Source organism: Nonomuraea sp. NPDC004186, from assembly GCF_053603495.1.
Genome location: NZ_JBSGFQ010000215.1, coordinates 1 through 12,142 on the forward strand (window position 1 = coordinate 1; position 12,142 = coordinate 12,142).

Consider the following 12,142-nt stretch of genomic DNA (forward strand, 5'->3'; position numbering starts at 1 on the left):
GGACCTCGCCCCGGCCGATGGTGCTGCTCAACACCCTGGCCGGCGGCCGCTACCGGCGGCGCGCGGCCTACCTGTGGGGATGAGCCGATGCGCCTCCACGGCGAGGTCTCCCGCACGGTGGACACCTACCTGGCGGACCCGGACGCTCCCGAGCGCCCCCGCTCCGCCACCACGCCCAGCACGCGCGGGATCCGCAGCGGTGGCAGCCGCATGAGCAGGCGCAGTGCCGTGGACCTGGAGACCGCGACGGCAGGACCGCCGAGAGCCGAGCCCCTGCCCGGCCGGCCAGCTCTGTGACCACGGCGCCCAGTTGGCCCGTGAGCCGACGAGTTCGACGCTGGTAGCGCTCGAGCAGCCCGGGCACCTGCTCACGAAACGTCTGCCGACCACATCCCATGCCGGGCAGAGCAGACGCCGTCCCTGTACCGACACCACCACCCGCCGACCGTCGACGGGGAGATCGGCCGCCGTCCGGCTGTAGTAGCCGTGCACCCGCCCGGTCAGCGTCCCGCACGCCGGGCACGGTACCGGCTCATCGCGCGTCCTGGCCATGACCCGAATGAGGTCATCCTCGCCCTCCACACCCCCGATGACCAGGGCAGACAAACCCGCAAACACCACACCCGTAAGATCGTCGATCTTCGACATGGCCCAGCCTGGCAGCTGATCACTCAGCGCCACCACCGATTACGGGCCAGAGCCGTTGTTCTTACACTCCCGTGTAGAGCTCTACTGGTTAACTCGTTTCAGGCGGTCAGGGCTGGTTCGAATCGGGCCAGCTGGCTGGTGCGTTTCCGTGCCAGAGAGTGGCCGTTCCACCAGGCGTCCAGGCGGATCAGGTTGACGGCGATGGCGCAGACGATGTGTTCGAGGTGGACCTTCTTGATACCGCGGTAACGGGCGCGGCGTAGACCGGTGACGGTGACGGCTGGGTGGATGGTGGCGAGCCTTCAGAGAGATATCTGGCCGCTCCACCAGAGCAGGGGGTTCGACCCGCGACTTGCTGTGAACATACCACCGCTATACCGCCGGTGTTTAGCATTCATCGCGGTGCTCTGATCACAGGCGGAGCATCGCGAAGTGTTCTTGTTAACTGACTAAGGATCGAATTTCATGCGGAAGCTCTCCCCCTCGAAAATGCTCGCCACTGTTGTCGGGGTCTCTGCGGCCTTCACCGTACTGACGCCGGCCATGACCGCCATGGCCTCCACCACCACCACCGCTTCCTCGAGCGTCTCTTCGGCCGGCTGCAAGGACAAGTGGAGCAAGCTGAACACGAAGGACGGCTTCGTCAGCTACGTCCTGAAGCTCTGCAGCAACGGGTACGGCGAGGCGCGCGGCAGCGTGACGGACACCAAGAACGACGCCTGGACGACCGTGGTCGAGGTCTCCTTCAAGAAGAGCAACGGCAACGAAATTTACGGCGGGTACAAGGAGGCCGGCCGGAACAAGGGCCACAAGAGCTTCAAATGGTCCACGACCCGCACCAACCTCGACCGGATTACGATCCGGGCCAAGCGCTGCCTGCCGGGCACGATCGTGTGCAACAACACCAAGACCTACACGCTCTACCCCTGATCTGAGGCGTGGCAGTCGGGTCGCCAAAGGTTGGCAGTTTCGGTGAGAGATGGCCGAGAGCTTTCGGAGTTGTCGGGCCGTGCGTACCTTCGTGCAGCCGAGTAGCCGCCGCGACCGCCGCAGTAAATACCGGATTTGCTGCGGCAGCCGCCAGCGCCGTGCCCAGCTTCGTCTGGATCTGCCCGGCATGCTCCCGGTGCATCGGCTCCCGTTGCGCATACAGCTTCAAGCATGACGCGTCCGCGATCTCCAGCTGTTCGGCCAGATAGTCGATCACCTCGGTCGGCACCTTGAAGGGGACGATGCCTTTCAGCTGAAGGGCGCGCTGTGGGTCCGGGTGAGCAATCTCCTGCTGGAGGTCCGAAGCAACAACGCCACCGCGGTCGTCCGCCAGATCCTGGACCGCCTGCCCGACAGATAAGGACAAGTGGGCGTTTACGCCCGTCTGATCCCGAGTCTCAGGTGCCGCGCCAGGACGAGGTGGATTCGCCGGCGAGACGGCGGGGCATGACGTCGATCATGACGATGTGGATCACGACTTCGGAGCTCGTGGGCAGGGCCTCGTAGTCGCGGACCAGGCGGCGGTGCAGCATCAGCCAGCCGAGAGTGTCGGGTCGAGTCCGGGCGCGGTGCCTGGATTGCTCCAGGTCCGTTTCCCGGACCCGCCCGCCGAACCCGGCGTGCGACTCTCACCGCACCGGGCTCTCCACGAGGTCATGCCGTCGGGCAGGTGTGGTCAGGGCTGTCGGCGAGGGTGACGGGATCTTGGTGCCTCGATAGCGGTATCGGGTCACCGGAACCGATGCGATCTTGAACAGTTCGACCCCGTCGAAGGCGATGGGTCGCCATCCCCGTGGGGTGCGCAGCCATCGCTGGATGGCTCTCAATGTCATGCGGTTGCGCTGCATTACCCAGTTGATCACTCGCCACCAGATGAAGTTCTGCAGGTGGGAGAAGGTGTGCTTGGCGACCGCGTGCTTGAGGTAGGCCAAGCGCAGCACCGCAACCGATCACCATGCCGCTCGCCGGGGCGCCCGGGAGACCGCCAGGCCGAGATCGCCCATCATGCCTACGCCCTGCGGATGAATATTCGGCACCCGCAGGGCCGTGCGGAAGGGCTGGCGGGCGGGCAGCGCCCGTGATCTCAGGCCCGTCCAAGCGCCGGCAAAGCAGCTTTCGGCTGAGGTTGAACGCCTTCACAGTGACTGTCGTTCTGATCTTCTCTATGGGACGGATCTGCGCATGATCGCTCGTATCCTCTTCTCAGAAGTACCGTCCTAGCCCTGCTCGCCGATCCGGCGGCGGCTGTCGCACCCAGCTCCGGCTGGAGCACCAGGGCCCACGGCCGGGAGCGTTCGTGTCTCGGCCGACCGCAAGAACATCAGCGTGTGCGACCGGGAGGACGATGGCAACAGCGTCGACGCCGAGTACGCCACCTCGATGCTCAGCATCTCCACCGTTTCCGACAGCAACGGCCCTTGGGCGGTTGCGGGAGCGACAGCACGTTCTTCACTCAGATCGACTTCTTCAAGCTCTGCGTCAGCCGCAACGGGTCTCGGCAATGTGCGGACTCCGTCTGGATCAAACGATCCTAGGAGAGCCAGCTGAGTCGTTCAGACATGAGGAGAGGGCCCGGCACCTGCCCAAGCCCTCTCCTTCGCTAGCCTGAGCCTCCGGAGGCGGCGCCGGACTGCGGCAGATCGATGGGCGACGCCACGGCCAAGAGCAACTTCGGCAACTCACTGGGATCGCCGCGGAACGGTCATAACCGCGGTTTCATCCGTCGGCTCCAGGTTGCGGCAGCCCGGGGAGCGCACTGCGGAAGAACGCGAACGTCAATGAGTTCGTCACCGCCTGAACGTCCGGCCCCGCGAAATAGTGACCTCCCACGGGAACGACGACATGCGCCGACGATGACCCCACACGCCTCAGCGCCCGGGCGAATCGTCGCGAGTGCTCCGGATCGACGATCGCGTCGTCCTCCGCCGCCATCACCAGCGTCGGCGGGAGCCGCCTGTCCAGCATGGCCGTCGGAGAGATGCCGGAGAGTTTCTGCCGGGTGGTGCGGCCGAGCCCGAGCTTGGTGACGAGCCTGGGGCCGCCGGCGAGCTCGCTCGCGTCCTCCAAGTCGTAGACCCCTGACTGCAGGACCGCCGCACCGAATCGCTCTGGGGACGAGACCAGCGCACCGCTCGCCACCAGAGCCCCGTACGAGGCTCCGAGCAGGCCGATCTGCTCCGGACGAGCGACGCCGGTCGCTATCAACGCGTCTACCACCGAGTGCAGGTCTGCGAAGGCCCGGCACACCCGGGGGCCGAACCCGGCGCTCGCCCATTCGGGGCCGAGCTCTCCGCCGCCGCGTACGTTTGCGATGACCACATTGCCCCCGCGCGCGATCCAGGCGGACTCGAGGTGGGGCATGTGACGCGGTCCGATGACCGCTCCGAAGCCGCCGTACACCAGCACCACCGTCGGACGTGGCGCGCCGCTCCCAGCCTGGTGAAGGGTGTACGGAACGCGTACGCCGTCGTCGGCGGTCGCCCAGAGGACCCGGGACCCAGAACCTGTCGAGGTACTGAGGGGCGTGTCCAGGCGGACGAGGCGAGCCGGCGTGGTGAAGCCGGACGCGGTGACGAAAGGCGTGCCGTCCTCGCCGGCGACCAGTGCCTGCGGGGTGAACCCGGCGGGGATCGCACTCCGTACCGCGCTCGGCTCACCCGCCGAACCCAGCGTGACGAGCCGGATCTCGGAGGTGCCGTGGTCGAGCACGGAGAGTGCCAGGTCCTCGCCGGTGACGAGGACCCTGGCGAGCGCCTGGCCGGCTTCCGGGCGGAAGAGCACGCGCGATTCGACCGGTGTTCCGCCTGGGGTCGCCGGTGGCTTGCACGCGAGGAGCGTGCCCGGCACCACGCCTCGGGCGGTGTCCCGTGTCCCGTTCCTGAGCACGAACACCCAGTTCCCGACACCGTACGCCTCATATCCCCGCACGGGCCGCACCCGCCACCAACCCGCGGCGGGACGTTTCATGACGAGGACGCGACGGCCGTCGCGCGAACGTACTCGCGCCCACAGGGTTCCGTCGGCGCTCGCGTACGCGGTCACGGACGCGGCGTCGTCGCGGAACATTGCTTCGTCGTAAGCGTCCTCGACGCGGTGATGCCGGCGCACGGTGCGGATGCGCCACAGTGCCGCGCCGCCGGGTCCGGTCGTCCGGTCCGTCACGAGCACGGAGTCGTGTCCACGCCACGTCGCCGACACCGCCTCCCCCATGAAACGGAACCCTCCTTCGGCCGTGCCCATCCAGCGCTGCTCGACGAGGTCGGCCTCGGCCACAAGCCGGCGACCGTCGTGGGCGTCTTCCAGAGTCACGAGGGCCCGCGACTCGCTCCATCCGGCGTGCGGCGGGCAGAGGATCTCGACACCGCGCCAGACGAGCCGACTAGACTCCGCTCCGCCGAGGTCGCGGGTCGTCAGGATGTGTGCCCATGGCCCGGCTATGCTCCCGTCGTCGTCGAGGACGGCACGCTCGATCCGGCCACGTCCAGGCGAACCGCCGTCGACGAGGCGGTAGACGCTCCTCCCCCGGACGACGAGGTACCGCGCGACGGGGCGCGCGGCCGAGTTCGCCATGAGGGACGGCGCATCCGCGCATTCCACCCACGGGGTCTCGGTCAGGCCGCCGGCGGTGAGGCACGAGAAGCGCACTCCAAGCACGTCGTGGTCGGTCATCGTCCCGTCGGCCTCGTCTGTATCGGTTCGGTGGGTGATTCCTGGCGCCGTCGACTTCGCTGCCCGGCGAGCTGCGCCGCAGTGCCCGCGACGATCACGGCGGAGAACGCGGCCATGCCCAGCCCATAGGGCACCGACGCCAGCAGCAGCCCGCTGAGGATCGGCGGCAACGGCGCCAGGACAGCCGAGATGAGCTGGATCGAGCCCTGCACCCGGCCCTGGAGCTCATGCGGTGTCTCGGCGGCGATCGAGCCGAACACACCCGAGTTCCACGCGGGCAGCAACAAGGTGGCGATCCCGAACAGAAGACCGATGACGAGCGCGGTGTGCACGAACCCCGACAACACCGCGGCAGCCGCGTACGCGGCACCACACCACACGGTGACCGTCGAGACTCGCAGACGTCGGAGCAGGTAGCCCGCAGCGAAGACGCCGGCGATCGCCCCGACCGCGCTGACGGACTCGACAAGGGAGATCTCCGCGCTTGCCGTACCGCGCGAGCGCAGGGCGAGTACCGCGGTGAAGAGGGCACCGTTGATACCCAGATTGATCACAGCACCGCCGATCGCCGCGGTCCACACCGGTGGATTGTGCGCCACATACAGCAAGCCGTCACGCAGATCGACGAGGAACGCGGGCCGGGCCATCCGTGTCACGTCGAGCGCCGGCGACCTCGTTCCCCGCACCGCGACTGCGGCGAGCAGCACGAGCAGGAGTCCCGCCGCGAGCACCCAACCGGAGTGCGCGGCGTAAAGCACTCCGGCAAGCGCCGGAGCGACGACCGAGATGACATGGATCCGGCCCTGGTTCACCGTGTAGGCGTCGCGGACCTCCTCGCGCGGGACAACGACGCGCAGGATCCCGGCATACGTGGGCACGAGGAGCGAGCCCGCGGCCGCCACCGCACCGGCGGCGATGGCCAGACCCAGCGGAGACCCTCCACCGGAACCCGACAGCGGGAGCAGGGCCCCAAAGGCGAGCGCCTGCACGAGCAGCGCCAGGATGACGAGCCGCACCCTGTCGTGTCTGTCGGCGATCGTCCCCGCCAGAACACTGAGCAGGGACGCCGCGGTCAAGCTGACCGCCGTGATGACACCTGCCAGCGTGGTCGACCCGGTGATGTCGAACGCGAGGAGCGGCAGCACGAAGTGCAGCATGGACGACGCCGTCGTCGATGAGAACTGGGCCGTGAAGAGGTAACGGTAGCGGCGATGCCGCAGAACGCTCGGCACGACGGTTCCTCCCTTCCTGAGGCGGGACGCCGACGTCGGGCAAGGGACTGCTCGGCACTGTCAGTAGATCGGGTGCGGCTCCGCGCGGTCGTCGCGCCGCCGCAGGAGCGGAGTGCGCACGCTCGCGGGTTCCACCGCCTGCTCGACGGGGTGGGCGTTGAGGGGTAGGAGCGTGTCGCTCAGGGCGCGCACGACCGGGATGCTCCCGGCGCCCGGCAGGGGCACGGTCCAGACGCGGTGGCCGGACGCTCCCAGCAGCGCCGCGAGCTCTCCCGGCCTGGGTGTACCCGGCGTCAGGGACTCGGAGCGCATCGGCTCGGAATCGCAGCCGACGATCCGCCGACGCACCGACTCCCAGATGAGCCCGCTCGCGAAGTACCAGGCGTAGCGGTCGGCGAGGCTGGCCACCTCCGCTGGAGGTCGTGACTCCGCGCCCACGCGGCCCGATTGGACCAACCCGGCGGCGGCTTCCCGCAGCGCGTGCTCCAAGCCCTTGGATGGCGTGGTCCCCGCGCCGCAACCCAGGGAATGCCGCAAGCCGGAGCGTGCGACGACGAGGAAGACCGTGATTCCCGGGACCCGCTCGATGACCACTCCGAGCGCCTCCGCTGGGCGGCCCACCAGGTCTTGGAGGAGGGCAACGCGCGCGTCCCCCAGCATGACGGGACGTCCCGGGCACCATCCCCACCACCAGGCGAGAACGGCGTCGCGCTCGCACAGTTCCAGGACGGCGGCGACGGTCGCGCGATCAGGCGTGGTCCCGGCGGCCAGCCCGTTGGATGTCCCCACCGACTGGGCGGGCAGGACCCCATGGCCACCGCCGCCCAACCAGACCAGAGGGGCCGGGACGAGCATGACGGCGTTGCCTGCGAGTTCGGCGGCCGGCAACCACGCCTGGCACTCGTCGTCTCGAACCCACGACTTCCCCGGTGCCACGTCCCGTTGCCGGGTGAGTTGCTGCTGCGTGCGGTGCGGCACTCCACGTGCGCGCAGTTCCTCGACGGTGGCCCAGGTCGCGGTGCGCGCGTCCCAGCCATGCGCGGCCGCTCGCTCGGCGGCCTCGCCCCGCGCGACGGCGCGGGCCTCTTGCTCGGTGAACCCCGCCCCTGACCCGACCACGTCGAACGGGAACCCCTCACCGGACCTTGTGGTGTAGGTCCCCCGGGCGCGCACGTGGGCAACAGCGAGGCTCACGCAGAAACCTCGCTGTCGTGCAGTTGGCCCACGACCGCCGCGCCGAACACCGAAACGACACGGTGTCCGTGCGGCATGCAGCGATTCACGTCCACCTCGATGGTGGCACCGATGGGGCACAGGCCCACCGTTGATCCCACGGCGGAGTATTGGAGCGCCGTCAGAATTGCGCCAGCGTCCTTGTACGCGTTGGCGTAGGCGAAGCCTCGGTATTTGCCGTGCAGCACGGCGTCCGTCGCGCACAGCACGAGCACGGCCGCGGGCCCGCGCGACATGCCGGTCGAGGCCGCCGCGGCGTAGCGGATCCTGGACGCGGCGCCCCAGCCTCGGCCGGAGAACGTGCAGAGCTGATGCAGCGCGTCGCACTCCGGGTCGTATCGGTACGTCCCTGGCTCGACATCGCCGTCGAAGACCAGCAGCACCACGTCGAGCGGGTGCAGCGCGCCGGCGGACGGCGTACTGGTGCGGCCAACCTGCAGTCCCCAGCGGCTCGACCACCTTGACCGGAACCTGCGGACTTCCGACAGGTGCGCCGTGATCGCACCGACCCTGAGCGGCCCGTCGGCTACGTCTCTGCGAGACCGTCGGGCCGCGGCGAGATGGCGGAACGCGGCATTGACTTCCCTCAGGTTCGCCGCGCGCGTCCGTGCTGGCCCGAAGGACGGGTCCAGGGGTGCGGAGGTCGGGCCCAAGGGTACGATGGCCCGGCTCGCCAGACCGGTCGGCGCCGGCTCCGCGCCGAAATCCCCTCCTGCGTCCTTCCACAGGGCGAGGTCCGCGTGCTCGCGGAAGACCGCCTCCTGCCAGGTCTCCTGCGGGCGGGGCGCGCTGGGGACCGCGCGGTAGCCCGCGAGCACCCGCGCGAGCTCGGGATGCGCCGCTGGGGAGGGACCCGGCGAGGGCCAGTCGGGAAGCAGGGCGCTCACGAGCGCGGCCGGTAAGTCGAGAGTGCCGCTTCCGGGGAAGGTTAGGGATGCGCGGCGTCCGTCGAGCACGACGATGAGCCGCGCGGATCCGTCCACGCCGGACTCCGGCTGTGGCGAACGGGTGGCGGCGAGGCTGAACGGGCCCACTCCCCGCCCGTGAAGGCCCGGCGGTCCGCTCAGCCTGACCGTCAGCAGCCCTAGGAGCCCCAGCTCTTCCAAGGCGTCGTCTTCAGCGCACGCGTCGAGCGGCACTTCGCTGGCGGTGGTAAACGCCGCGATGGCACCGGTGACGTCGGCGAGCTTCATGCGCCACAGGGGCGCCGCCAACTCCATGACGTCGCCATGGCTCTTGGCCTGCACGTGATCGGCCAGTGCGACCGTGGCACGAAGGTCCGTGCACATGTCAGGACGCTGAAGGGCCGGCATGATTCGGGCACGCCGGGTCCGCCGCGATCTCCGTCCGGCGCATCGTCGAGCTGCCCGCATCCCATACGAGCTGGGCGCCGATCGTCCGAGGTCGCTCGAAACCGCTGCAGTGCCGCACGGCCTCGAGTACCACGACCCCTGCCATGAGCGGATGGTAGCCAGGCGTGATCGGCTGCGGATGCCGGGGGCGCTGGGCGCTCGACAGCAGCTCGACGACCTGGTCGAGCTCCGGGAACGTACTGCGGGTCCGCACCTCGAGGCAGTGCCAGCACGCGTCCGCGCCGCCCGGGACCACCAAGGGGCCCACGCCGCCCGCGGCGACGAAGAGGTGTGGGATGCGCCGCTTGTGGCAGACCTCGGTGATCCAGTTGCGGATCTGCAGGAACGGCTCGTCGGCGGACACGATGAGAAGGTCGCAGTCGGGAACGAGAGCGTCCGCGCCCTCGATGCCATCCACGAAGCCCACGCGCGGGTTTATCACGAGATCGGGGTTCACCTCGATCAGATGGCGGGCAGCGGCCTCGACCTTGGGCTGGCCGACCGCGTCCTCGCGGTAGAGGATCTGGCGGTTCAGGTTCGACATCGCGACCGTGTCGCCGTCGATGAGTGTGAGCCGCCCCACTCCCGTCGGTGCCAGCGCGAGCGCGATCCACGTGCCGAGGCCGCCGAGGCCGATCTGGGCAATGTGCGCGGACGACACATTGTCCTGCATCGTGAATCGGCTGTTCTCATCCGTCTCCGTGCCGGCGAACATGTCAATTTGCCGGGCGTAACGCTCGCTATGCGATTGTGTATTCGCCGGGCGTTCCTCGAACAGCAGGTCACGCGCGTGGAGTTGTTCGAGAGCAGTGATTACTGTTGCCGGTTCATGTCCTTCCGAGGCGACGGCACCGACAATGGCGCTCGACTCGTACCCGACTCGAAGTTTTTCCACGAGCGACCACAACAATGGGTCCGCCGCGGCGCGAAGTGGCTGGCTCCCCGCGAAAAAGAGCACCTTTCCGCTGGGCAGGACAAGCGGCACCACTGTCGACCTGAAGCGGAGCCGGCTCCCCGATTCTGAGTGGTTGAGGACGGTGGACAGACTGCGCATGCTACTCCTTTCCGCTGGTCCCGTGGCCCGGCCGCCTGCCCCGTGGCGGGGGAACCGCCACGGGACAGGTGTCTTGCGTCCGTGAAGTGCTCACGCTGATTAGCGCGGCTCCTCCTCGTAGCTCAGCGCCAGATATGCGCCGGCCTCATTAGGATCGATCTCCTCGAAAACGAGGGGCGTAGCCTGCTCCTGGATCTCCATCGTTAACTCACCTCCTTTGCACTGAACCCGGCCGCGCCAGGTTCAGGAATTTGGCAATTCCAGAGTGAGATCCCCTGGACACCTGCAAAGTTAGTGAGTCCCGGTATGTTTGCGGTATACCGCAACGGCACCTTGGCTTCGTCAGCCTGACGTACATGAAGAGCCCTGGCGACCCAGGAGCCCGTCTATGTGACCTACCTGGCCCGCATCTTCCCGCCCGACCACCGAAACCGGGCGGTGCCGCCGAAGCGGCCCCGATCTCGCGCGGTTGGACACGGAGACCGGAACGGTGCTCGAGACGGTCCCCGTGCGCGGCCTCTCCACGACGGCCAACCACGTCTATCTGCGCGGCTGGATCAGCTCCACCGAGATCACCGGCTCCGCCAGGCGGCCGGAATCGGAATAGCGAAGCGACGGGTCACGCCGCAGTGTGTCGATCATTCGTGTGACGTCGATCCGGTCCGTGGTGCCGCCGGCGCCGTTCAGCGAGGCCCTTCGCTGAGACACGTCTTCTTCGGTGGACTTCAATCGATCAGGCACGGGGTCCACGCCCGCGAGGACCCGCCGCCGCACGTCCTGGGCAGTCGCGATCGAGATGCCTGCCACTTGAGCGATCTCCCTGAGCGTCGCGTCCGGGCGCTCCGCGATCACCTCGCCGGCGACCAGTCGTCCCTTCGCGGCGTTCAGCGCGGACTCTGCCATCCGCGCCCGTCCTGGTCTGGACTTCACCGGACCCTTCGGTCTGCGTGCGCAGGGACGCCACGGTTGCCGCCGCCAAGCCCGCCGACAAGGCGACCGCCCGGTCGGAGAGATGCGGTTGAGAGCAGATGATGCGTGCCGCGGCCGACTTCCGGTCGGCCAAACTCAGCGGTAGACCATGTGAGACGTTCGCCTGGACGCCCAACCGGAATGCCTCGTCGGAGGTCCCGTGAAAGAACTGCACCTCGATGTCAGTTCGACCGGCCAGCCGGGCGGCAGTGAGGCGGTGCATCCCGTCGATGACGCGCATGGTGGCGAAATGCACGAGTATGGGCGGTAACGGATCCTCCACCTCGGCAAGTGCACGAGCGTGGTCGAGATCGACTCCCTGGCGACGTGGCGAATCCGCCGCCGTCAACTCATCGAGCCTCACGCGTACGACATCGTCGGCGATGAATCCGCTCTCCCGGCCGGCTCTGAAGGGCTTCTCTCCACGAAGCTTCCTCCCGATAGATACAGCCACCGCAACTCGCCGTGATCACGGTGTTGCCTCGACACAGGCGTGCTATCGCCGGCAGCAGGACGGCTCGATGCCGATGCCGGATCGACCAGATCAGACCGTGTTCGAGTCCCGGGCCTTTCCCACCTTGAATGTGGAGTCGGAGTGACCGCACTGCGCGGCAGTCCCGACGCACGCGTACGGCGGGCCCGCGATGGGATACGCGCCGCGCACATCCAACACGGTGCTCCCTTGTGACCGCGTGGCTCATGCGCGGACCCTACGGTATAGACGTATCGGTCCGAGAACCGCAAAGCCGGTTTGTCCTCGCGGTTGACTCATCCACCTCTTCAGGATCCCCAACCGCGGTATGGCTCGGATATGCGTTGCCCTCGCGCCATCCTCCAGGTATTGGCCTCTCCCGCGGCACAACGGGTCAACGACCGCGTCGACCTTCCGCGCTGCCCCGGCGAGGCCGATCAGCTCGCCGATCGTGTCGCCGTCATCGACCACGGCCGCAAAGTCGCCGAGGGCACGCCCGACGAGCTGAAGACCGAGGTCGGCA

General features: G+C 68.2%; 11 protein-coding genes and 2 pseudogenes. 2 read left to right on the forward strand and 11 right to left on the reverse strand.

Features of this window, described 5'->3' with window-relative positions; translation table 11 throughout:
* Positions 1-170 precede the first annotated feature (170 nt).
* Together ACWEPL_RS63370 and ACWEPL_RS63375 are read right to left on the reverse strand one after the other, a co-directional pair.
* A pseudogene (locus tag ACWEPL_RS63370) lies at positions 171-648 on the reverse strand (transposase family protein); the annotation flags it as partial.
* A gap of 98 nt (positions 649-746) precedes the next feature.
* Positions 747-938, reverse strand: coding sequence for a transposase (locus tag ACWEPL_RS63375; RefSeq protein ID WP_452442579.1), 192 nt, complete (start codon positions 936-938; stop codon positions 747-749).
* Between the two features lie 175 nt (positions 939-1,113).
* On the opposite strand from ACWEPL_RS63375, the gene ACWEPL_RS63380 reads away from it, so the two are divergent.
* Positions 1,114-1,578: a hypothetical protein gene (locus tag ACWEPL_RS63380; protein WP_452442559.1), complete on the forward strand. Its 465-nt coding sequence runs from the start codon at positions 1,114-1,116 to the stop codon at positions 1,576-1,578.
* Here ACWEPL_RS63380 and ACWEPL_RS63385 read toward each other — a convergent pair.
* The 9 genes from ACWEPL_RS63385 to ACWEPL_RS63425 form a co-directional block, all read right to left on the reverse strand.
* Positions 1,502-2,005, reverse strand: coding sequence for a DUF4158 domain-containing protein (locus ACWEPL_RS63385; protein ID WP_452442561.1), 504 nt, complete (start codon positions 2,003-2,005; stop codon positions 1,502-1,504). The two genes, ACWEPL_RS63380 and ACWEPL_RS63385, sit on opposite strands and share 77 nt — an antisense overlap.
* A 31-nt stretch (positions 2,006-2,036) precedes the next feature.
* Positions 2,037-2,171 (reverse strand): hypothetical protein, encoded by a 135-nt coding sequence (locus ACWEPL_RS63390; protein WP_452442563.1) that lies wholly within the window; start codon positions 2,169-2,171, stop codon positions 2,037-2,039.
* Between the two features lie 96 nt (positions 2,172-2,267).
* Positions 2,268-2,579, reverse strand: a complete 312-nt coding sequence (locus ACWEPL_RS63395) for a hypothetical protein (protein WP_452442565.1) — start codon at positions 2,577-2,579, stop codon at positions 2,268-2,270.
* Between the two features lie 775 nt (positions 2,580-3,354).
* Positions 3,355-5,307, reverse strand: a complete 1,953-nt coding sequence (locus ACWEPL_RS63400) for a prolyl oligopeptidase family serine peptidase (RefSeq protein ID WP_452442567.1) — start codon at positions 5,305-5,307, stop codon at positions 3,355-3,357.
* The gene (locus ACWEPL_RS63405; protein ID WP_452442569.1) at positions 5,304-6,539 is read right to left on the reverse strand and encodes an MFS transporter; all 1,236 of its coding nucleotides are present in this window, start codon (positions 6,537-6,539) and stop codon (positions 5,304-5,306) included. The genes ACWEPL_RS63400 and ACWEPL_RS63405 overlap by 4 nt, the downstream gene beginning before the upstream one ends.
* A gap of 60 nt (positions 6,540-6,599) precedes the next feature.
* On the reverse strand, positions 6,600-7,733 hold the full coding sequence (locus ACWEPL_RS63410) for a YcaO-like family protein (protein WP_452442571.1): 1,134 nt from the start codon (positions 7,731-7,733) through the stop codon (positions 6,600-6,602).
* The gene (locus ACWEPL_RS63415; protein WP_452442573.1) at positions 7,730-9,061 is read right to left on the reverse strand and encodes a hypothetical protein; all 1,332 of its coding nucleotides are present in this window, start codon (positions 9,059-9,061) and stop codon (positions 7,730-7,732) included. The genes ACWEPL_RS63410 and ACWEPL_RS63415 overlap by 4 nt, the downstream gene beginning before the upstream one ends.
* Before the next feature lies 1 nt (position 9,062).
* Positions 9,063-10,178 carry a TOMM precursor leader peptide-binding protein gene (locus ACWEPL_RS63420; protein WP_452442575.1) on the reverse strand — a complete coding sequence of 372 codons (1,116 nt, stop codon included), beginning with the start codon at positions 10,176-10,178 and terminating at the stop codon, positions 9,063-9,065.
* 540 nt (positions 10,179-10,718) lie between these two features.
* Positions 10,719-11,081, reverse strand: a complete 363-nt coding sequence (locus ACWEPL_RS63425; protein ID WP_452442577.1) for a hypothetical protein — start codon at positions 11,079-11,081, stop codon at positions 10,719-10,721.
* A 967-nt stretch (positions 11,082-12,048) separates the two neighbouring features.
* Here ACWEPL_RS63425 and ACWEPL_RS63430 point away from each other — a divergent pair.
* Positions 12,049-12,142: pseudogene (locus tag ACWEPL_RS63430) on the forward strand (daunorubicin/doxorubicin resistance ABC transporter ATP-binding protein DrrA); the annotation flags it as partial.

Coding starts and splice junctions, on each gene's coding strand:
- ACWEPL_RS63380 (WP_452442559.1), top strand. CDS start 1,114: ATGCGGAAGCTCTCCCCCTCGAAAATGCTCGCCACTGTTGTCGGGGTC.
- ACWEPL_RS63390 (WP_452442563.1), bottom strand. CDS start 2,171: ATGCTGCACCGCCGCCTGGTCCGCGACTACGAGGCCCTGCCCACGAGC.
- ACWEPL_RS63400 (WP_452442567.1), bottom strand. CDS start 5,307: ATGACCGACCACGACGTGCTTGGAGTGCGCTTCTCGTGCCTCACCGCC.
- ACWEPL_RS63415 (WP_452442573.1), bottom strand. CDS start 9,061: ATGTGCACGGACCTTCGTGCCACGGTCGCACTGGCCGATCACGTGCAG.
- ACWEPL_RS63420 (WP_452442575.1), bottom strand. CDS start 10,178: ATGCGCAGTCTGTCCACCGTCCTCAACCACTCAGAATCGGGGAGCCGG.
- ACWEPL_RS63425 (WP_452442577.1), bottom strand. CDS start 11,081: ATGGCAGAGTCCGCGCTGAACGCCGCGAAGGGACGACTGGTCGCCGGC.